Source organism: Methylobacterium fujisawaense, from assembly GCF_014138435.1.
GTDB lineage: Bacteria > Pseudomonadota > Alphaproteobacteria > Rhizobiales > Beijerinckiaceae > Methylobacterium > Methylobacterium fujisawaense.
In genome coordinates, this window is record NZ_JACJIM010000004.1 from 306,644 (window position 1) to 327,152 (window position 20,509).

At 72.4% G+C, this 20,509-nt stretch carries 20 protein-coding genes; 11 read left to right on the top strand and 9 right to left on the bottom strand.

The window, feature by feature from the left end; genetic code table 11:
• Positions 1-3 precede the first annotated feature (3 nt).
• Positions 4-1,278, bottom strand: coding sequence for a ferredoxin:protochlorophyllide reductase (ATP-dependent) subunit N (locus GGQ91_RS14060; RefSeq protein ID WP_043383078.1), 1,275 nt, complete (start codon positions 1,276-1,278; stop codon positions 4-6).
• Positions 1,275-1,781 (bottom strand): 2-vinyl bacteriochlorophyllide hydratase, encoded by a 507-nt coding sequence (gene bchF, locus GGQ91_RS14065; RefSeq protein WP_043346566.1) that lies wholly within the window; start codon positions 1,779-1,781, stop codon positions 1,275-1,277. Before bchF ends, GGQ91_RS14060 begins: the two co-directional genes overlap by 4 nt.
• A gap of 317 nt (positions 1,782-2,098) precedes the next feature.
• Between bchF and GGQ91_RS14070 the strand changes: the two genes are divergently transcribed.
• The 9 genes from GGQ91_RS14070 to GGQ91_RS14110 all read left to right on the top strand — a co-directional run bounded on the left by GGQ91_RS14070 (position 2,099) and on the right by GGQ91_RS14110 (position 11,054).
• A complete protein-coding gene (locus tag GGQ91_RS14070; RefSeq protein WP_182592234.1) occupies positions 2,099-2,989 on the top strand; it encodes a cobalamin B12-binding domain-containing protein in 891 nt (296 codons plus the stop codon).
• A 40-nt stretch (positions 2,990-3,029) separates the two neighbouring features.
• Positions 3,030-4,481, top strand: coding sequence for a transcriptional regulator PpsR (ppsR, locus tag GGQ91_RS14075; protein WP_182592235.1), 1,452 nt, complete (start codon positions 3,030-3,032; stop codon positions 4,479-4,481).
• A gap of 292 nt (positions 4,482-4,773) precedes the next feature.
• Positions 4,774-5,658 carry a chlorophyll synthase ChlG gene (gene chlG, locus GGQ91_RS14080; RefSeq protein WP_075380129.1) on the top strand — a complete coding sequence of 295 codons (885 nt, stop codon included), beginning with the start codon at positions 4,774-4,776 and terminating at the stop codon, positions 5,656-5,658.
• Positions 5,658-7,052 (top strand): BCD family MFS transporter, encoded by a 1,395-nt coding sequence (locus GGQ91_RS14085; RefSeq protein ID WP_210281282.1) that lies wholly within the window; start codon positions 5,658-5,660, stop codon positions 7,050-7,052. The genes chlG and GGQ91_RS14085 overlap by 1 nt, the downstream gene beginning before the upstream one ends.
• A gap of 4 nt (positions 7,053-7,056) precedes the next feature.
• Complete coding sequence (locus GGQ91_RS14090; protein WP_043383072.1) at positions 7,057-8,283, top strand: geranylgeranyl diphosphate reductase; 1,227 nt, start codon at positions 7,057-7,059, stop codon at positions 8,281-8,283.
• Positions 8,280-8,774, top strand: a complete 495-nt coding sequence (locus GGQ91_RS14095) for a TspO/MBR family protein (RefSeq protein ID WP_043383069.1) — start codon at positions 8,280-8,282, stop codon at positions 8,772-8,774. The genes GGQ91_RS14090 and GGQ91_RS14095 overlap by 4 nt, the downstream gene beginning before the upstream one ends.
• Positions 8,774-9,127, top strand: a complete 354-nt coding sequence (locus tag GGQ91_RS14100) for a hypothetical protein (protein ID WP_043383164.1) — start codon at positions 8,774-8,776, stop codon at positions 9,125-9,127. The genes GGQ91_RS14095 and GGQ91_RS14100 overlap by 1 nt, the downstream gene beginning before the upstream one ends.
• Before the next feature lie 31 nt (positions 9,128-9,158).
• Positions 9,159-10,748, top strand: coding sequence for a c-type cytochrome (locus GGQ91_RS14105; RefSeq protein WP_179698821.1), 1,590 nt, complete (start codon positions 9,159-9,161; stop codon positions 10,746-10,748).
• Positions 10,749-10,880: 132 nt separating this feature from the next.
• A complete protein-coding gene (locus GGQ91_RS14110) occupies positions 10,881-11,054 on the top strand; it encodes a YqaE/Pmp3 family membrane protein (protein WP_012318839.1) in 174 nt (57 codons plus the stop codon).
• A gap of 4 nt (positions 11,055-11,058) precedes the next feature.
• Here the strand turns inward: GGQ91_RS14110 and GGQ91_RS14115 are convergent, their stop codons facing one another.
• Entirely contained in the window at positions 11,059-12,552 is a 1,494-nt protein-coding gene (locus GGQ91_RS14115) for a L,D-transpeptidase family protein (protein ID WP_053608306.1), read from the bottom strand.
• A gap of 161 nt (positions 12,553-12,713) precedes the next feature.
• Positions 12,714-13,877, bottom strand: coding sequence for an MFS transporter (locus GGQ91_RS14120; RefSeq protein ID WP_182592236.1), 1,164 nt, complete (start codon positions 13,875-13,877; stop codon positions 12,714-12,716).
• A 274-nt stretch (positions 13,878-14,151) separates the two neighbouring features.
• Between GGQ91_RS14120 and GGQ91_RS14125 the strand changes: the two genes are divergently transcribed.
• Positions 14,152-15,072, top strand: coding sequence for a LysR family transcriptional regulator (locus GGQ91_RS14125; RefSeq protein WP_043383160.1), 921 nt, complete (start codon positions 14,152-14,154; stop codon positions 15,070-15,072).
• Positions 15,073-15,150: 78 nt separating this feature from the next.
• Here GGQ91_RS14125 and GGQ91_RS14130 read toward each other — a convergent pair whose 3' ends face one another.
• The 4 genes from GGQ91_RS14130 to GGQ91_RS14145 all read right to left on the bottom strand — a co-directional run bounded on the left by GGQ91_RS14130 (position 15,151) and on the right by GGQ91_RS14145 (position 18,913).
• Complete coding sequence (locus tag GGQ91_RS14130) at positions 15,151-15,882, bottom strand: DUF1796 family putative cysteine peptidase (RefSeq protein ID WP_043383061.1); 732 nt, start codon at positions 15,880-15,882, stop codon at positions 15,151-15,153.
• On the bottom strand, positions 15,879-16,841 hold the full coding sequence (locus tag GGQ91_RS14135) for an acetyl-CoA carboxylase carboxyltransferase subunit alpha (protein ID WP_043757075.1): 963 nt from the start codon (positions 16,839-16,841) through the stop codon (positions 15,879-15,881). Before GGQ91_RS14135 ends, GGQ91_RS14130 begins: the two co-directional genes overlap by 4 nt.
• Positions 16,842-16,998: 157 nt before the next feature.
• A complete protein-coding gene (locus GGQ91_RS14140; protein WP_043383055.1) occupies positions 16,999-18,372 on the bottom strand; it encodes a PleD family two-component system response regulator in 1,374 nt (457 codons plus the stop codon).
• 172 nt (positions 18,373-18,544) lie between these two features.
• The gene (locus GGQ91_RS14145) at positions 18,545-18,913 is read right to left on the bottom strand and encodes a response regulator (RefSeq protein ID WP_043353956.1); all 369 of its coding nucleotides are present in this window, start codon (positions 18,911-18,913) and stop codon (positions 18,545-18,547) included.
• Positions 18,914-18,993: 80 nt separating this feature from the next.
• Between GGQ91_RS14145 and GGQ91_RS14150 the strand changes: the two genes are divergently transcribed.
• Positions 18,994-19,290: a DUF3572 domain-containing protein gene (locus GGQ91_RS14150; protein ID WP_043353976.1), complete on the top strand. Its 297-nt coding sequence runs from the start codon at positions 18,994-18,996 to the stop codon at positions 19,288-19,290.
• A 293-nt stretch (positions 19,291-19,583) separates the two neighbouring features.
• Here GGQ91_RS14150 and GGQ91_RS14155 read toward each other — a convergent pair whose 3' ends face one another.
• Positions 19,584-20,495, bottom strand: coding sequence for a cell envelope integrity EipB family protein (locus GGQ91_RS14155; protein WP_043353960.1), 912 nt, complete (start codon positions 20,493-20,495; stop codon positions 19,584-19,586).
• Positions 20,496-20,509 lie beyond the last annotated feature (14 nt).

A 20,509-nucleotide genomic window follows, 5' to 3' on the forward strand; every position in this document is an offset into this window, starting at 1 on the left:
GCGCTACACCTCCAGCAGGGCGCGGCGCCGGAGCGGGCGCACGAACAGCTCGGCGAGGTCGCCGGCCTGCTCGTAGCCCTGTACCGGCGTGAACAGCAGCTCGATCGACCACTTGGTCGACAGACCCTCCGCCTCCAGCGGGTTGGCCAAGCCGAGGCCGCAGACCGTGAGGTCCGGGCGCGCCGCCCGGCAGCGGTCCATCTGGTCGTCGAGGCTCTGGCCCTCGGTCACCCGCGTACCCTGGGGCAGCAGCTCGATCTCGGCGGCCAGATGCGCCCGGTGCAGGTAAGGCGTCCCGACCTCCACGAGATCCGCGCCGAGTTCCCGGGCGAGGAAGCGGGCGAGCGGCACTTCAAGCTGCGAATCAGGGAAGAAGAACACGCGCTTGCCCGCGAGCTTTTCGCGATGGGGCGCGAGGGCGGTCTCGGCACGGGTGCGGCCCGGGGCCGTCGCCCGGTCGAAGACGGCCTCGGCGACGCCGAACGCCTCGGCCGCCGCCCGCAGCCATCCGGTCGTGCCCTCGGCACCGAGTGGGAACGGCGCCGGGAGCCGGCGGGCGCCGCGCTCTTCGAGGGCGCGGGCCGTGTCGGCCAGGAACGGTTGGGCCAGGAGGTAGCGCGTGTTGCGCCCGACCGCGGGCATCGTGTCGGCCCGGCGGGCGGGCAGGAACCGGACGTCGCCGATCCCCATCGCGGCAAAAATCCGAAGAAACTGGTCCTCCACCACGTCGGCCAGCGCCCCGACGACCAGGAGCGACGGCGCGGCCGTCTCGACCTCGCGGGGCAGGTCCGGCACCAGGGCGGCGAGGCAGGCATCCTCGCCCTGCGTGAACGTCGTCTCGATGCCGGAGCCGGAGTAGTTCAGGACCCGCACGGGGGCGAGGCGCCCCGACAGCCGTTGCGCCGCCCGGGACAGGTCGAGCTTGATCACCTCCGACGGGCAGGAGCCCACCAGGAACAGGAGCTTGATATCCGGCCGCCGCTCGATCAGCCGGGTCACGACCCGGTCGAGTTCCTCGTTCGCGTCGGCGATCCCGGCGAGGTCGCGCTCGTCGATGATCGCGGTCGCGAAGCGCGGCTCGGCGAAGATCATCACCCCGGCGGCGGACTGAATCAGATGCGCGCAGGTCCGTGAGCCGACCACGAGGAAGAAGGCGTCCTGGATCTTCCGGTGGAGCCAGACGATGCCGGTGAGGCCGCAGAACACTGCCCTCTGCCCCTGCTCTTGGTGCAGGTCGATGCCGCCGCAGGGAGGCTGGTGGATCAGGGGAGCGTTCATGACAGCGCCTCCGCGAGGCGCGGTGCGCGGCTGCCGGTGCCCTCGAGACGGGCGGCGCGGAGTTTCATGAGGAACTGGCCGGCATTGACCACGTAGGTCGCGTAGGCCGCCAGCGCGAGCAGCAGCAGCGCCTGCCCGCTGAGTGCGCCCGTGATGAGAGCCGCGAGATAGGCTGTGTGGAGGGCCAGCACGAGCATGCTGACCACGTCTTCCCAGAAGAACGCCGGTGCGAAGAGCCACCGCCCGAACACCGCCTTTTCCCAGATCGAGCCGGTGACCATGATCGCATAGAGCGCCAGGGTCTTCACGACGACCGAGATCTCAGCGGCGAACTGACCTGCGCCGGTGGCGAGGGTGCGCAGCACCAGGACGAGACTGATCAGGAAGATCGCGAATTGCAGAGGCGCCAGCACGCCCTGAACCAGGGTCCAGGGCGAAGAGTCGCGCCGTCGCCGTTCGGCAGGCGTGTAGAGCGGTCGTGCCGGCCGGTCCTCGGGACCCATGCATCCGCTCCCTGGTGCTCGGCGGCGCCAAAGGCTCCGTCGTTGACAGAGGCTAGGGCGAGGGTCCCAGAAGTGTCAAGTGCGCTTGACGGTTTCGGAACATGACAGGTGAGAGATATTTTTTCTTCGAATAAGATCATTGCCAAGATCGCCAGGAAGCGTATCGTCGGGCTCGACGGCTGGAGACTGCCGCAGTTTCACTTGTCAGATCCGGGACTGACGAACGCGAAGAATAGACAGGCGAGCAACGCCGCACCCAGGACACGAGCGGTGCCGCTGGTCCTCCCGGGCCAGGGCCGACTCAGGGAGGGATGCCGATGGGAGACTGGAGGCATTTCGGCGATCGCCTGGATCACGGCCAGCCCGCGGCCGGCTGTAACCCTGTGAGCGATGGTCGTTCCGTGTTCCGCGATAGCCCCGTCGGTTGGTCCGATCTGCGCCGGCCCGTTCCGGACATGCTCGCCCGCGTGGTCGAGGCGGAGATCCTGCCCCGGCTGATGCTCGCGCACCGGCCCGCCGGCCGCGGCCGCCCGGCGAATCGCGCGCCGAGTCCCCGGGAGATCGCCGAGTTCAGCGCCCTGCTCCTGGAGGCCGGTCCGGTCGATCTCGACGCCCGGGTGGAGGTCCTGCGCGACGGCGGCCTGCCCCTGGCCCGCCTGCTCCTCGATCTGCTCGCCCCGGCGGCCCGCCACCTCGGCGCGCTGTGGGAGGAGGATGCCTGCGACTTCCTGGCGGTGACGGAGGCGCTCGGGCGGCTCCATGCGGTGAGCCGACGCCTCTGCGCCGAGCTGGAGGACGAATCGATCCCGGCCAACGGGCGCAGCGTGCTGCTGCTGCCCTGTCCCGGCGAGACGCATGTCTTCGGCCTGTCGATCGTCGCGAGCTTCTTCCGGGAGGCCGGCTGGGACGTGACCACGGCGGTGCCCGGTCCCGAGGTCGATCCCCTGACGCTGCTCCGCACCGACTGGTTCGATGTGGTCGGCCTGTCGCTCTCCTGCGACGTGCTGCTGCCGGCCCTGACGAAGGCCGTGGCGGAGGTGCGCCGCGACTCCCGCAACCGGGAGATCCGCGTTCTGGTCGGCGGCCCCTATTTCGCGCGCTACGGCGGCGAGGCGGGGATCGTCGGGGCGGATGCCTGCGTGTCGGACGCCTGCCTGGCGCCCGCCGCGGCGGAAGCTTTGCTGGACAGACAGGCATTGGCCTGCTGAAAGGGTTGGTATCCGAATATCACATTGCAATCACATTGCGGTGACCGTGACGCCCCAGCCTCGCCACACCTCGCAGTCGCCGCCCGCGGCCCTGCAGCAGGTGGCCGGCCTCCTCGAAGGCGAGGCGGTCGGCCGCATCGTCGCGGCATCGACGGACCTGTCGCTGGTGATCGATGCCGACGGGGTGATTCGGGACGCGACGGTCGGCGCCGATCTCAAGGCCGAGACGGTGGCGGGCTGGCTGGGCCGGCGCTGGATCGACACGGTCACGGTGGAGAGCCGCCCGAAGGTCAACGCCCTTCTGCGGGATGCCCGGGCCGAGGGCATCACCCGATGGCGCCAGGTGAACCATCCCTGCCCCGACGGGATCGACCTGCCGATCCGCTACGCCTCGATCCGGCCGGCGGGGGACGGTCCGATCCTCGTGCTCGGGCGCGACATGCGGGCGGTGGCGGCCCTTCAGCGCCGGCTGATGGAGACGCAGCAGGCCCTGGAGCGGGACTACGACCGCCTGCGCGCCGCCGAGACCCGCTACCGGCTGCTGTTTCAGATCTCCGGCGAGCCGGTGCTGGTGGTCGATGCCGGGACGCGCCGAGTGGCCGAGGTCAATCCCGCCGCGGCGCGCCTGCTCGGGCGGCCCGCACGGCGCATCACCGGCCAGGACGCCGTCGACCTGTTCGACGCCTCCAGCACCCGGGCCCTGGAGGCGCAGTTCGCCGCCCTGCGGGCGACCGGGCAGGCCGGGGCGATCCGGGCGTCCCTGCCGCACGAGCGGGGCGAGGTCACGGTGTCCGCCTCGCTGTTCCGGGGCGAGGGCGGCGCCAGCGCCCTGCTGCAGCTGGCCGCCGACCCGGCGGCGACGGCGGCCGGGCCCGATCAGGAGGCGCCCACCGCCGCCGTTCTGGCGGCGATGCCGGAAGGATTCGTCGTCACCGACCCGTCGCGGCGCGTCCTCATGGCGAACGCCGCCTTCCTGGAGCTGGCCCAGCTCGCCACCGAGGGGCAGGCCCGCGGGCGGACCCTCGACCACTGGCTCGGCCGCGACGAGATGGAGGCGCAGGCCCTGTTCGCGACCCTGGTCGACCACGGCGCCGTGCGCCGCTTCGCCACCGTCATCCGGGGCGCCTATGGCGGCCTGGAGGATGTGGAGGTCGCCGCCGTGTCGGTGGCCGGCCCCCGCCCCTGCCTCGGCTTCGCCATCCGGTCCGGCCCGCGGCGGATCGCCGAGGGGCGCTCCGCCTCGGCGATCGGGCGGGGGCTGCCCCGCTCGGTGGAGCAGATGACCGAGCTGGTGGGCCGGGTCTCGATGAAGACCCTGGTGCGCGAGACCACGGACCTCATCGAGAAGCTCTGCATCGAGGCGGCGCTGCGGATCACCCGGGACAACCGGGCCTCGGCGGCCGAGATGCTGGGCCTCAGCCGGCAGGGCCTCTACGCCAAGATGCGCCGCTACGGCGTCGGCGATCTGGACGGCCCGGCCGACGACGCCTGAGGTGGGCGCCGGACTCCCTTTCGGCCCTCGGCGGACTGCCGCGCGCCTGACCGCGCCCAACGCGCGAGGATGGCCGCGTTCCGCGCGCACGACCGCCGGATCGCGCGCGCAGGACCGCCGCCGCACCGGTAAAACCGGCCGCCGCCGAGGCGCTGCGCCCCGCGACTTTCCGGTGTGCCGGATAATGTATTCCTGACGTGGGGGTTGTATTCGCTGGACAAACGCCGCGCCCATTCCGCCGCGTGGTGTAAATCTGCCTTGACACTTCGGCGGGGCCCGGTAGCCTCCCGCCATGGCCGCTACGCCCGCCCCGAGCGCAGTCATCGAGCTGCTCAAGCCGCTGACGTGGTTCGCGCCGATGTGGGCGTTCGCCTGCGGGGTGATCTCCTCCGGGCAGCCGGCCAGCGGCCAATGGCCGGTGATCGCCGCCGGGGTGCTGCTCGCCGGGCCGCTGGTCTGCGCCACCAGCCAGGCCGCCAACGACTGGTTCGACCGCCACGTCGACGCGATCAACGAGCCGAACCGGCCGATTCCCTCCGGGCGGATCCCGGGCCGCTGGGGGCTCTACCTCGCTTTGGGCTGGACGCTGCTGTCGCTGGTGGTGGCCGCCGCCCTGGGGCCCTGGATCCTCGGGGCCGCCCTGTTCGGGCTGGTGCTGGCCTGGATCTACTCGGCGCCGCCGGTCCGGCTGAAGCGGAACGGCTGGTGGGGCAACGCCGCGGTGGCGCTCTGCTACGAGGGGCTGCCCTGGTTCACCGGCGCCGCCGTCATGGCCGCGGCCCTGCCGGACCGGCGGGTGCTCCTGGTGGCGCTGCTCTACGCAGCCGGCGCCCACGGCATCATGACGCTCAACGATTTCAAGTCGGTGGAAGGTGACCGGCGCATGGGTCTGCTGTCCCTGCCCGTGCAGATGGGCTCGCAGCGCGCCGCGCGCTTCGCCTGCCTCGTGATGGCCCTGCCGCAGGTGGCGGTGATCGCGCTCCTCGTCGACTGGGAGCGGTACTGGCATGCCGGCCTCGTCGCGGCGCTGCTCGCCGGCCAGGCCGCCCTGATGGTCCGGTTCCTCGAGAACCCCCGGGAGCGGGCGATCTGGTACAACGGCACCGGCACCACCCTCTACGTCCTGGGCATGCTGGTCTCGGCCTTCGCGCTGCGCCCGCTGGTGGGAGGGGTGTGATGGCGGGCGGCTCGCGCACGGAACGGCCGGGCGCCCGCCCGTCCCCCGCGAAGGCGGGCGGGCGAGCGGTCGCGTCCGACGGGTATCTCGGCTGGCCCCAGATCGTCCGCCTCGGCCTCGTCCAGACGGCGCTGGGCAGCGTCGTCGTGCTGATGACCGCCACCCTCAACCGGGTGATGGTGGTGGAACTGGCGCTCCCCGCCATCGTGCCGGGCCTGCTGGTCGCCCTGCACTACGCCGTGCAGGTCCTGCGCCCGCGCTGGGGCTACGGGTCCGACCGCAGCGGCCGGCGCACCCCCTGGATCGTCGGCGGCATGGTGGCCCTCTGCCTCGGCGGGTTCGGCGCCGCCTGCGGCACCGCGCTCGCCGCCGAGAACCTCGCCCTGGGCCTCGCCCTCGCGGCCCTCTCCTTCCTGTGCGTCGGGATGGGCGTCGGCGCGGCCGGGACCTCGCTCCTCGTCCTGCTGTCGGGGGGCGTCGCCCCGGCCCGGCGGGGCGCGGCCGCCACCATCGTCTGGGTGATGATGATCGTCGGCTTCGCCGTCACGGCACCGCTCGCCGGGCATTTCCTGGATCCGTTCTCCGGTCTGCGGCTCGTGGCGGTGTCGGGCACGGTCTCGCTCGTCGCCTTCTGCGTGGCGGCGCTGGCGGTCGCCGGCATCGAGCGCCGCCTGCCGGTCCGCGCCCCGGAGCCCGCGGAGGCGCGCCGGCCGTTCTTCACCGTGCTGGCCCAGGTGCTGGCCGATCCCGTGGCCCGGACCTTCACGATCTTCGTCTTCGTCTCGATGCTGGCCTACAGCGCCCAGGAACTGATCCTGGAGCCCTATGCCGGCCTCGTCTTCGCGATGAGCCCCGGCGCCACCACCAAGCTCGCCGGGTTGCAGCACGGCGGGGTGCTCGCCGGCATGCTGCTGGTGGCGGGGGTGACCCTCGCCGCCCGCGGCACCGCCCTCGCCTCCCTGCGGCTCTGGATCGGGATCGGCTGCGCCGGCTCGGCGGCCGCCCTCTTCGCCCTGGCGAGCGGTGTGGCGGCGGGCTCGGACTTCCCCCTGCGCGCGACGGTGTTCGCCCTGGGCGTCGCCAACGGTGCCTACGCGGTGGCCGCCATCGGCTCGATGATGGCGCTGGCCGGCCGCGGCGACGCACGGGAGCGCGGCACCCGCATGGGCGTCTGGGGCGCCGCGCAGGGCGTCGCCTTCGGGGCCGGCGGATTCCTGGGGGCGGCGGCGGTGGATGCCGTCCGGCTCGTCACCGCCGAACCGGTCCAGGCCTACGCGGCGGTCTTCGCCGCGGAAGGCGTGCTCTTCCTCGTCGCGGTCGTCCTGGCGGCCCGGCTCGAACCCGCTCCGGCACCCGATTCGGTGCCGCTCGATCCTGCCTTCAGCGCGAGGTGAGGCCATGGCTCGGTTGGACGAAGGCGGCTCCGGTCGCGAATCCTACGACGTCGTCGTGGTCGGCGGCGGGCCGGCCGGGGCCACGGCGGCCACCGACCTGGCCCGGGCCGGCCACGCGGTTCTGCTCCTCGACAAGCCCGGCCGGATCAAGCCCTGCGGCGGCGCGATCCCGCCGCGGCTGATCCGCGATTTCGCGATCCCCGATGCGCTCCTCGTCGCCAAGATCCGGTCCGCCCGGATGGTGGCGCCGAGCGGCAAGACCGTCGACATGCCGGTGGGCGAGGGCTTCGTCGGCATGGTCGACCGCGAGCATTTCGACCCGTGGCTGCGCGCCCGCGCGGAAGAGGCCGGCGCCGACCTGCGCGACGCCGCCTACGATCGGATCACCCGGCCCGACGACGGGGTGCCGCTCGTCCACTTCACCACCGGGACCGGCGCGGATCTCGCCCGCCACGCCGTCCGGGCCCGCCTCGTCATCGGCGCCGACGGCGCCTGCTCGCCGGTCGGCCGGGCGGAGGTGCCGGGCCACGCCAAGATGCGGCAGGTCTTCGCCTATCACGAGATCCTGCGGGTGCCGGAGGCCGGCACCCCCGGGGCCGAGGCCGTCGAGGCGACCCGCTGCGACGTCTACTACCAGGGCCGCCACTCGCCGGATTTCTACAGCTGGATCTTCCCCCATGGGGATACGCTCAGCATCGGCACCGGCAGCGCCAGGAAGGGCTTCTCGCTCCGCTCCTCGATCCGGGCCCTGCGCGCGGCGACCGGCCTCGACCACGCCGAGACCGTCCGCCGCGAGGGCGCGCCGCTGCCGCTGAAGCCCCTGAAGCGCTGGGACAACGGCCGGGACGTGCTGCTCGCGGGCGACGCCGCGGGCGTCGTGGCGCCGGCCTCCGGCGAGGGCATCTACTACGCGATGCTCGGCGGCCGGCTCTCGGCCGAGGCCGCCGCCGCCTTCCTGCGGACCGGGGACGCGCGCGCCCTGGCCGGGGCGCGCAAGGCCTTCATGAAGCTGCACGGGCGCGTGTTCTGGATCCTCGGGATGATGCAGTGGGTCTGGTACCGCAGCGACGGGTTGCGCGAGCGCTTCGTCTCGATCTGCCGGGACAAGGACGTCCAGCAGCTCACCTGGGACAGCTACATGAACAAGGAGCTGGTCCGGGCGAAGCCCGCCGCCCACGCGCGGATCTTCTTCAAGGATCTCGCCCACCTGTTCCGCTGGGTCTCCCCGTGAGCCTCGCCGTCGACCTGGGGCCGCCCGCGGTGGCCGCCGCCGCCGCCGTGCTGGTGGCCGTGGCCGGCGGCCTCGCGACCACCACGGACGGCTGGTACCGGCGCCTGCGGGTCCCGGCCTGGAAGCCGCCGGACTGGGCCTTCGGCCCGGTCTGGACGGTGATCTTCGCGCTCACCACCACGGCCGGTGTGCTCGCCTGGAACGGCGACGCCGATCCCGCCGCGCGGGGTGTCCTCCTGGCCGCCTACGCGGTGAACGGGGTTCTCAACATCGCCTGGAGCGTGCTGTTCTTCCGGTTCCGGCGGCCCGACTGGGCGCTGGCCGAGGTGGCGGCCCTGTGGCTGTCCATCGCCGTGCTGATGCTGGTCACCGGCCGGGTCAGCCTCGGCGCCGGGCTGATGAACCTGCCCTACCTCGCCTGGGTCAGCGTCGCCGCCTGCCTGAACCTGCGGATCGTGCGCCTCAACGCGCCCTTCGGGCAGCCGGCGTGATGGAGGGTCTTCTGGCCCCGCTGTTCGCCTCGGGCCGGATCGTCGACGGCATCCTCCTGCTGGTCGCCGGGGAGGCGCTCGTCCTCGCGTGGCTCGTCCGCCGCCGGGGCGGCCCGCCGCTGCCGTCCCTTCTGGCGAACCTCGCCTCCGGGGCCGCCCTGATGCTGGCCCTGCGGGCGGCGCTGGTGGGCGACGGCTGGATCGCGGTCGCCGCCTGGATGCTCGCCGGGCTCGTCGCCCATCTCGCCGATCTCGGCCTGCGGTTCCGGACGGCCACGGCACAACGCCGCAGCCCGGCGCCGGCCGGAACAACGCCGCGAACGGCCGCGTTCACGCGCGGCACACGAATCTGAATTACTCTAAGTTCGGGATGGGAGACGCGGCATGCAGCGCACGAGAGCCCTCTCCTCCGGCCGCGTGTCGGCCCCGATCCTGGCGAGCCTGTTCCTGGCCGCGCCGGCGCTGGCGCAGGACGGGTCGGCCGACCAGATCGAGCGGGGCAAGTACCTCGTGACCATGGGCGATTGCGCGGCCTGCCACACGGCGCCGGGCGGCAAGTACCTCGCCGGCAACTATGCCCTGAACATGCCCTTCGGCGTGATCATGACCCCCAACCTCACCCCCGACAAGGAGACCGGGCTCGGCGACTACACCTATGCCGACTTCGAGAAATCGTTCCGGCAGGGCTACAGCAAGCATGTCGGCTACCTGTACCCGGCCTTCCCCTTCGCCTGGTACACCAAGGTCACCGACGAGGACACGAAGGCGATCTGGGCCTACCTGCAATCGCTCCCGCCGGTGAGCGAGAAGCGGCAGGAGAGCCAGATCCCGTTCCCCTTCAGCGTCCGCACGGCGCTGGTGACGTGGCGCACCGCCTTCTTCACCGAGGAGCGCTTCAAGCCCGACCCGAACGCCAGCGCCGAGGTGAATCGCGGCGGCTATCTCGTGGAGGGGCTCGGCCACTGCGCCATGTGCCACAACGAGAACAAGCTCGTCGGCAATTCGAGCTTCGCCGGGCGCTTCGGCGGCGGCGTGATCGACGGCTGGTACGCCCCCAACATCACGCCCGACGGGCATCAGGGCATCGGCGCCTGGACCGACGAGCAGGTGGTGACCTATCTCAAGACCGGCACCGCCCCGGGCAACCGGCCGGGCGTCGCCGCCGGGCCGATGCGCCAGACCATCATGGAATCCCTCTCCAAGGTGAAGGAGGAGGATCTGAAGGCGATGGTCGCCTACCTGCGCACGGTCCCGGCCAAGCAGACCTACAAGCCGAAGGATCTCGCCGCCTTCGACACCGCCGACGCGCCGGGCGCCTCCACCTACCTGACCTACTGCTCCTCCTGCCACCAGCCCGACGGCAAGGGCATCGAGGGCGCGGTGCCGGCGCTCGCCGGCAACACCTCGGTCCAGTCCGAAGGGCCCGAGACGGTGCTGCGGGTGATCTATGGCGGGCTCGCGGCCCAGAGCGGCCTCGCCCCGATGGTGGCGATCGGCCAGCAGATGACCGATGTCGAGGTGAGGAACGTCACCGACTACATCCGCAACTCCTGGGGCAACAAGGCGCCGGTGGTGACGGGCGACAAGGCCTCCGAGGCGCGCGCCGCCACCAAGACCATGCTGGCCGGCACCGCCCCCTGCGCGGAGATCGAGCAGGACAAGCTCAAGGCCGCCTTCGACAAGATCGGCATCCAGGAGAGCCTGAAGGGGTTGAAGCAGCAGGACTTCGTCCCGACGCTCGTCCGGCTGGTGCAGCAGGTGAAGGCGGAGCCCACGGGGGTCACGGACGACGACATCGTCAACGGCCTGACCACGGCGTTCTGCAAGGTCGGCCGCGACGACCCGCAATACGGCAACCCGAGCTGGCCCGCGGTGATCGGCACCTTCGCCAACGTCGCCTACAGCCAGGTGAAGCATCCGGAGAAGCAGGCGGCCAACGTGCCGTCCGCGACCACGCCGCCGGCGAAGAACTGAGGCGCCACGCCTCAGGCCGCCGCTCCGGGCTCCGATACGGGACACCGGAGCGGCGCGAACAGTCCCGGGAACGGAGAGGCGCGCCCGTCGTTTGAGCGAGGATCCCCTCAGGAACCTCGTCCGGGAGTGTCCGTGTCCAGCCTCGTCCGCATTCTGCTCGCGATCTTCTTTCCGCCGATCGCGGTTCTCGTCACCACGGGCTTCGGCCTGCAGTTCCTGCTGAACATCCTGCTGTGGATCCTCGGCTGGCTGCCCGGCACGGTCCACGCCCTGTGGCTGATGAACCGCGACCGGCCGCTGGTCTGAGCTGTCAGGGCTTCCGGCCCTCGGGCTCGCCCTTCCGGAGGGCGGGCTTCGCCTCGGCCTTGCCGTCGATCTTGCCCTCGACCTTGGCGGTCTTCACCGCATGGGCCTTGGCGGCCTTCGGCGCGACCTTCTCGGCGGCGTGGGCGAGCTTCACCGGCTCCGGCACCACCGCGGCGTCGACCGCCGGGGTCGGGGGTGCCGCCGGGGCCGGCTTGTCCTTGGCGAAGAGCTGGCCGAACAGCTTCTGGTAGCTGCTCGGGTCGCCGTCCGCGTCGGCGACCGCGATCCGCGCGGGCTTCTCGGGCAGCGCCGCCGTGGTCTCGACCTGCGCGTTGGGATCGGCGCGGTTCGCCATGAGCGTCGTGACCGCCGGCTTCGCGGGCTCCCGCCCGCGCCCCTTGCCGTCGGCCTTCGCGGCCCGGGCGGGGGCCGCCGGCTCGGCGCCGGCCAGCATCACCGGCTGGCCCTTCGGCGTGACCTCGATCTCCTGCGGGCCCGCCGCCAGGGTCTCGGGCCGGCTCACGTCGCCGAGATTGTGCCGTCCGTATTCCTTGGCGTCGTACGGCAGGACCGTCTCGGTCCCGCCGAGGCTCGCGAAGGCGCTCGTGTTCTGCGGGCGGAAGACCGGGTTCTGGCCGCCGTCCTGGTAGACGACCCGCACCGCCGGCGTGCCCTTGGCGACGAGGTCGGCGACCGCGCGGGCGTCGTGCGCGCTCTTCTCCGCCACCAGCGGGTCGACATGGGGCTTGCACGAGCCGGCCGCCGCGTCGGCCCCGCCGAACACGTATTTGGTCCCGCACTGGCCGACCTTCGGCTCCTCGTGCAGGGCCTCGAAATAGTCGGACCCTTCCTTGAGGTTCTGCCAGAAGGCGATGTTCGGGTCGTTGCGGAACTTGGCCATGTTCTCGGCTGTCATCCGGAACGGATAGGACTGGAACTGGAAGCTGCGCTGGCCGCCGATGAACGCCTCGCGGGCGATGGCGTAGATCTCCGCGATGGTGGCGTCGGTCATGGCGAAGCAGCCCGCCGACGAGCAGGTGCCGTGCACCATCAGGTACTTGCCGGTGCGCCCGTTGGCCCGGTCGACGGCATTGGGGAAGCCGGTATCGAACGAGAGATAGTACGAGGAATTCGGGTTCATCAGGCCCGGGGTGATCGTATAGAAGCCCTCCGGCGCCTGCCGGTCGCCCTCGCGGGTCTTGGGGCCGAGCTGGCCGGACCAGCGGCAGATCGGGTAGGTCTTCAGCAGGGCGTAACGGCCGTCGCCGCCCCGCTTCCAGATCTCCATCTCCGCTTCCTTCTTGAAGGTGCGGATCAGGATCGGGTCGGATTGCTGCATCCCCTTGGATTGCATCAGGGCGACCGTCTGGGGGGCGACCGGCGCGAGGCTGCGCGCGCTCGGGCCGTTGATCCCGGAGCCGTCCTGGCAGGCGGCGAGCGACAGGGCCAGCAGGGACGCTGCCGCCAGCAGTCGCGCGGTCGCGAGACGCGCCGTCATGGGGAACCTCGATCGTCTTACGCGCGCCCGCGGGCCTTGCTGGCCGCGTCGGGTGCCACTCCCCAACCCAATAGGCTCGTTAAGCTTGCGCCTTCCTTACCGCAAGGACGCGGGTGCAACACTGGATTGTTATCCGGTGTGGAGAGCCTGCGGCGCAGGCCCTATCCACAGGCGGCCGGGACCGCGGCGGGGCGACCCAGCCAGAGCACGAGGACGAGGCCGGCCAGCGCCAGGGCGGCGCCGGCCAGGGACACCGCCGGGTAGCCGAGCCCGGCATCGATCGTGGCGCCGCCGACGGCCGCCCCGACCGCGTTGCCGAGGTTGAAGGCGCCGATATTCATGGCCGAGGCGAGGCTGGGCGCGTCCGCCGCCTGCGCCATCACCCGCATCTGGAGCGGGGCCACGCTGGCGAAGCTCGCGACACCCCAGAGGACGATCAGCAACGCCGCGGCGGCCGCCCCGTGCATGCCCCAGGCGAACAGCACGAGGACGACGAGCTGCGCCGCCAGCGCGCCGATGATCGTGCCGTCCACCGAGTGGTCCGCGAGCCGGCCGCCGAGCCAGTTGCCCACGGTCAGGCCGAGCCCGAACAGGACCAGCATCGCGGTGACGAACGGCGCCGTCGCGCCGGTCTCGGTCCGCAGGATCGGCGCGATGTAGGTGAACACCGTGAACATCGCGCTGAACCCCACCATGGTCAGCGCCAGGGCCGCCAGGACGGGGCCGCGGCCGAGGACGCGCAGCTCGGACCACAGGTCGGCGCCCGGTTCGGCCTTCAGCTCCGGCAGGGCGAGCCGCAGCGCCAGCATGGCGACGGCGCCGATCGCGGCGATCCCCCAGAAGGCCGCGCGCCAGCCGAGCATCGCCCCGGTCCAGGCGGCGAGCGGCACGCCGCCGATCGTCGCGATGGCGAGGCCCGAGAACATGGCCGCCACCGCGGCGGCGCGGCGCTCCGGCGGCACGAGGCCGGCGGCCACCACCGCGCCGACGCCGAAGAAGGCCCCGTGGTTCAGCGCGGTGACGAGCCGGCCGGCGACCAGCATGGCGTAGCTGTCGGCGAGGGCCGCCATCAGGTTGCCGAGGGTGAAGATCGCCATCAGCCCGACCAGCAGGCGCCGCCGGGGCAGGCGCGCGGTGGCGAGGGTCACGAGCGGCGCGCCGATCACTACGCCCAGCGCGTAGGCGCTGACGACGAGGCCCGCCGCCGGGATCGATACGTTCAGGTCGGCGGCGATCAGGGGCAGCATGCCCATGGGGGTGAACTCGGTCACGCCGATGCCGAAGGCCCCGACCGCGAGGGCCAGCAGGGGTGGGTTGAGCGCCATGGGGTCCGCATCTCCGTTCGTTCCGGTGAGGCAGGTGGCGGATTCGTCTTCAGGGCAGTAGTCCCCGCTCGGGACCAGGATCTGTGCGCCGACGGCACGAATGCGGGCTTGCCGACGGATCGGCGACGGGGGCATCCTGCGCGGCTCTCCCGATCACGCCCTCATCGTGAGGTGCCCGCGCCGGCGGGCGTCGGAGGGGCGCTCCGGCACCCCAGGATGAGGGCCTCGGGTCGGAGCGCCCGGGATCGGCTTCGGGCATCGCGGGACGGGCATGATGCTGCGCGACAAGGTCGACCGGGCGGGCGAGATGGCGGTGTTCGTGGCGGTGGCGGAGGCCGGCAGCCTGTCGGGGGCGGCGCGCCGGCTCGGGCTGACGCCCTCCGCGGTCAGCCGGATCGTCGCCCGGACCGAGGCGCGGCTCGGCGCGCGGCTCCTCGTGCGGACGACCCGGACCCTCCGGCTCACCGCCGAGGGGGAGACCTACGGGCGCGCCGCGCGCCGCATCCTGGCGGATCTCGACGAGACCGAAGCCGCGCTCGCCGACCGGGGCTGCCCGCGCGGGCGGGTCCGGGTCAGCGCCGCCACCGCCCATGGCCGGCTCGTGATCGTGCCGCTGCTCGCCGCCTTCGTCGAGCGCCATCCCGGCATCACGGTGGAGATCGACCTCAGCGACGAACTCGCCGACGTGCTCGGCGGCCGGGCCGACGTGGCGATCCGGTTCGGCCCGCTCGCCGACAGCCCGCTCACCGCCCGGCGGCTCGGGGAGACCGGCCGGACGGTGGTGGCCTCGCCGGCCTACCTCGCCCGGGCCGGCACGCCGCGGCGGCCCGCCGACCTCGCCGGCCACAACTGCCTGGATTTCAGCTTCCGCCGCTCCGAGCCCGGATGGCCGTTCCGCGTCGACGGGCACGACAGCGTCCTGCCGGTGGGCGGCAACGTCGCCGCCAACAACGGCGAGACCCTGGTCCAGCTCGCCCTGCAGGGCACCGGCATCACCCGGGTCGGCAACTTCCACATCGCCGAGGATCTCGCCGCCGGCCGGCTGGTGCCGCTGCTGGAGCCGTTCAACCCGCAGGACCGCGAGGCGATCCACGCGGTGTTCGTGGGCGGCCCCGCCATGCCGGCCCGGGTGCGCGTGCTGGTGGATTTCCTGGCGGAGCGGATGCGCGGGGCCGCCTTCGGCGCTCACCCGTGAGGCAATTGCCTCGCGCCCGTCCGCGTCGGCGCGATCGTTGCCCTGTCGCGCGCCACGCAGTTCGGGCTTGGCGCCCGCTCAGCCGAACAGCGCCGGCCGCCGCGCCGCCTCGGCCCGGATGATCTCCACCAAGGCCGCGTCGTCGGCCGGGTCGGCCAGCCGCAGGCCGACGGGCTCCGAGGGCGTGTGCACGGTGAGCCAGCGCAGGGATGTCCGCAGGTCGACCGCCTCGGCGACCGCCATGCGCGGATGCCCGGTCTCCAGCTGCAGGAAGGTCAGGTGGTTGCGGCTGGCGCGCTGCCCGAGCAGGTCGTCGATCGCCTCGACCACGTCCCGGGGCGTGTGGAGATGGGTCATCATCCAGAGGCGGTTGTCGGTGCCCGGCGTGTCGAGGGCCCGGCGCAGCCGGCGCACGCCCTCGGCGAGGAAGGCGTAATCCGCCTCGCTCGTCGCCGGGTCGTGGTGGTTGAACACGCATTCGAGGCCGTGCCGCTCCCGGTAGAGGCGGTGGCGCCCCCGCCAGATGCCGGGGCCGCGCCGCTCGGATTCCGGGATGCTCTCCAGCTGGCTCCGGTCGACGAGCGCGGAGAAATCGTCGGCGAGGCAGTCCCGGGCCATGCCGGGCATGGAGAAGATCCAGTCGAGGGGCCCCGACCATTGGCGCAGGTCGAGCGTCTTGAGGACGTGCGCCATCTGGCAGTTGCAGCCGAGGGAGATATGGTTGTGCCGGTCCGGCTCCCGCGCGTCGCGCCGGCCCAGCAGCCGGCCGAGCGCGCCGAACAGCCCCCCCGACGCCCCGGGCTCGCTCACAGGGTCCGGCCGATCGCCAGGAACTTCTCCGCGCGCCGGTCGCGGATCTCGACGGCCGTCAGGCCGTCGAACTGGGCGAGGGCGTCGGCGACGGCGTCGCCCGCGGCCCGGATCGCCGCCTCGCGGTCGCGATGCGCCCCGCCGGTGGCCTCCGGGATGATCCCGTCGATGACGCCGAGGCGCAGCAGGTCCTGGGCGGTGATCTTCATGGCGGTGGCGGCGTCGGCGGCGCGGCCCTGGTCGCGCCACAGGATCGAGGCGGCGCCCTCCGGCGAGATCACCCCGTAGATCGCGTGCTCCAGCATGAGGACCCGGTTGGCGGTGGCGAGCGCGATGGCGCCGCCCGAGCCGCCCTCCCCGATCACCACGGCGACGTTGGGCACGCCCAGCGCGAGGCAGGCCTCGGTGGAGCGGGCGATGGCCTCGGCCTGGCCGCGCTCCTCCGCCTCGATGCCCGGATAGGCGCCGGCGGTGTCGACGAAGGCGAGGACCGGCAGGCCGAACCGGTCGGCGGTCTCCATGAGGCGGACCGCCTTGCGGTAGCCCTCGGGGCGGGCCATCCCGAAATTGTGGCGCAGCCGCGCCTCGGTGGTGGCGCCCTTCTCCTGGCCGAGCACCAGGACCGGCCGTCCGCGGAACCGCCCGAACCCGCCGAGGATCGCCTCGTCCTCGCCGAAGTTCCGGTCGCCGGCCAGCGGGGTGAACTCGGTGATCAGCCCGTCGCAATAGTCCACGAAGTGCGGCCGCTGCGGGTGGCGCGCCACCTGGGTCTTCTGCCAGGGGGTGAGGTTCGCGTAGATCTCCGCCAGCGCCTGGCCGGCCTTGGCCTCGAGCCGGCCGACCTCCTCGGCGATGGAGACCGCGCCGTCGCGCGCGCTCACGGCGCGCAGTTCCTCGAGCTTGGCCTCCAGCTCGGCCACCGGCTTCTCGAAGTCGAGGTAGGTGCGCGTCACCGCCATCGTATCACAGATCTTCCCGGGGTCCGCCGCGCGGGGGCGGCGGGCGCGAGGTGTTGGCGATGGCGGGAGTGGTGTCAACCGGCCTGTTGCCGGACCGGGCCGCCGGCCGGCGGTCCGGGCCCTCGGCCGGCGGCCCGGACAGGCCGCGGCCGGAGTGTCAGGCTGCCTGCGACTCGACCCGGTTCCGTCCGGCCGCCTTGGCCCGGTAGAGGGCGAGGTCGGCGCGCCGGAGCATGTCGGCGGCGCAGAGATCCTCGCCGCGGCGCACGGCGACTCCGATCGAGACGGTCACGGGCACCGTCCGGGTAGCCCCCAGCACCGAGAACGGCACCGCCTCGACCCGCTCGCGGATGCGCTCGGCGATGCCCTGGGCCTCGCCGAGCCCCGCCTCCGGCAGGATCACCACCACCTCCTCGCCGCCGTAGCGCGCCACGATGTCGATGGGCCGGGTGTGCTGGCGGACCCGCTCGGCGAAGCCGCGCAGCACCTCGTCGCCGGCCTCGTGGCCGAAGCTGTCGTTGATGCCCTTGAAGTGGTCGATGTCGAGGATGAGCACGGAGAGCTGGGCCCGGCGGGCGGCCTCGTCGCCGAACAGCGTGCCGAGATGGTTGTCGAGGTAGCGCCGGTTGTGCAGGCCGGTGAGCGCGTCGATCACGGCCATCTGGAGCGAGGCCTGCATCGCCCCCCGGAGCGCCTCGGTGAAGCGCTTGCGCTTCACCTGGGTGCGGACCCGGGCCATCAGCTCGTTGCGGTCGACCGGGCGCATCAGGAAGTCGTGCACGCCGAAATCGAGGCCGCGGACGACCCGGGCGCGGTCGTGCTCCTCCGCCAGCATGATCAGCGGCATCGTCCGGGTCCGATCCAGCGACCGGAGCTGGCTGCACAGGCGCAGGCCGTCGAAGCCCGCCAGATCGAGGCTGACCAGGGCGAGATCGAAGGGCGCCTCGGCGGCGAGGTGCAGGGCCGCCTGCGGATCGGGCTCGACCGTGACGACGTGGTGCTGGCGCAGGGCCCCGGCGAGGCGCTCGGCCGATCCGGGGCGGTCCTCGATGAGCAGGATCCGGGCATCGAGGCCGGTCTCGGCGGTGGCCAGCGCCAGGGGATCGCCGATCCCGAATTCGCGCGAGGCGAGCGCGCGCTGGCGCAGCTCGTCGGTCACCGCCTTGAGGCGCACGAGGCTGCGCACCCGGCTGAACAGGGCGGTGTCGTCCACGGGCTTGGTCAGGAAGTCGTCGGCCCCGGCGTCGAGGCCGCGCAGGCGGTCCGCGGGCTGGTCGAGGGCCGTGACCATCACCACCGGGATATGGGCCGTGAGCGGGTTGTTCTTGAGGTGCCGGCAGACCTCGAACCCGTCCATGCCGGGCATCATCACGTCGAGCAGGACGAGGTCGCAGAGGCCCTTCTCGCAGATCGCGATCGCGTCCCGGCCATTCATGGCCGCGAGCGTGTCGAAATATTCCAGGCCGAGCTTCGTCTCCAGAAGCCTGACGTTCGGGAACAGATCATCGACGATCAGGACACGGGCCGACATGCTTCCTCGTAGGGGCGCGGTGGAGCGGCCCGGACCGGGCACCGTGTGCCGTGGCGCGCACCGCCGGTCAGCCGCAGGGGCCTGGGCGGATACGACAGGACGGACGGTTGAACCGGTCACCCGACCCGGACGGATCGGGTGACCGGTTCAACGGCGCGCCTCGCCGGCGTGGTCACGGCTCAAGATAGGCCCGAACCGTTGCCAAAAACTTCGCAACCGAGATCGGCTTCGACAGGTAGGCCTCGCAGCCGCCCTCGCGGATCCGCTCCTCGTCGCCCTTCATGGCGAAGGCCGTGATGGCGATGACCGGAATGCCCTTGAGGTCGTCATCCTCCTTGAGCCATTTCGTCACCTCGAGCCCGGAGACCTCGGGGAGCTGGATGTCCATGAGGATCAGGTCGGGATGATGGGCGCGGGCCAGTTCGATCGCCTCGATGCCGTGGGCGGTCTTCAGGGTCGCGTAGCCGTTCGCCTCCAGCAGGTCGTTGAACAGCTTCATGTTCAACTCGTTGTCCTCGACGATCAGCACCGTCTTCTTCATGATCCGATGTCCCGGTGCGCGCCGATCATGATTAGTGGGCGGTGAAGCCCCTCCGTCACCTTTGTAGCGTTCACATGTTGATGAATGGCAAACCTCTTCAAGGGGATGAGTCCGCCGAACGGCTCGCCCTGGACGTTCTGTTGTGGATCGCGGGGGACGAGGACCGGCTCCTGCCCTTCCTGGCGGCGAGCGGATTGAGCCCCGACACGCTGCGCGAAAGCGCCCGGGAGCCGGCTTTCCTGGTGGGCGTCCTCGACCACGTGATGGGCGACGAGAACGTCCTCGTCGCCTGCGCGAACGGCCTCGGCGTCAAGCCGGAGCGGATCGCCGCGGCGTGGCAGCGGCTGTCGCCGCGGCCGGATGACGAATGGGCGTGAGGCCTCCGGCGCGACGCGGACCGCTGCGCGCGTCCCGCCCGCGGATCCCGGGCCTGCCCGCGATCCGCGCCCGGCCTGCCCCTGGCCCAGCACCATGAGGCATGGGTCCCGGGCGCTGGTCTCTCACGCGGTGGATGGCTGGCACACGACGTGGGGATCGGCGAGCCCGCGCGGGAGAAGGGGGCCGCGCCGCACCCCGCGACCCAACGCGCGACCCGCCCCCCGATCGGATCGGCGGGCCCGGGAGCCCGGGAGCATGGTCGGAACGGTGCGCGCCCTCTGCCCACCGGCGCTCAGGGCGTGCAGCCCTTCCCCGCGTCCTTGTCGCTCCGCCCCGCCTTGGCGTCGATGTCGAGGGCGGTCATGTCGCCCAGGATGGCGAAATCGCCGTAATCGAGCTTGAGCGCGCCGCTGACGCCGTTCTCGTACAGGTCGAAGCCGAGGGTGTAGATCGGCGTGCGCTCCCCGGCGCCCTCGGTGTAGTAGCTCAGGCGGACCGGCCAGTGCGGCATGCCGGCGAGCGAACCGTCGCGCAGCGGCTTGTCCCGGTCGGAGCCCGCGGCCGAAGCCGGGCCGGTCTCCGTGTGGCCGATCACCGCGAAGGTGTCGTAGATCTTCTTGCCGTCGTCCGAGCCGTCGTAGACCTTGACCGAGAGGGTCGACTGGCCGGCCCGCGCCGCCGCGATCAGGCGGCGCATGTGCTCGCTCGGGAACAGGACCGGCCCCTCCACGGTGAACGGCTTCGGGCCGCCCTTCAGCTTCACCGTGAGGGCGTCGCCCTGCTCGGAGGCGGTCCCGTCCACCGGGGCGGCGGCCTTGTTGTTGGTCAGCGTCGTCGTCTTGAACCGGAACTCGCGCCCCTGCCCGCCCTCGAAGGTGGTGCTGCGCATGTCCGACAGGCGCGTGCCGGTCTCGCCGGAGGACAGTTCCGTCACCTGGCGGGTCAGCATCGTGTAGCCCCGGCAGGCATCCCCCCGGAAGTCGATGACGATGCGCCCGCGGGCGCTCTCCACCGAGCGGGTGCCTCCGCCCTCGGCCAGCGACAGGTCGTAGACCGCCCGATGGTTGGCCAGGACGATCTCGGGCGACGGGGTCGCCGCCTCGGGCTTGGCCGCCGGTTCGGGCCCGGCGGGCGGGGCCGCCTGGGCGTTCCCGGCGCAGACGAGAAGGCCGGCCGTCAGCAGTCGGAAGAGGCGCAGGCGCATGGACAACCTCGATT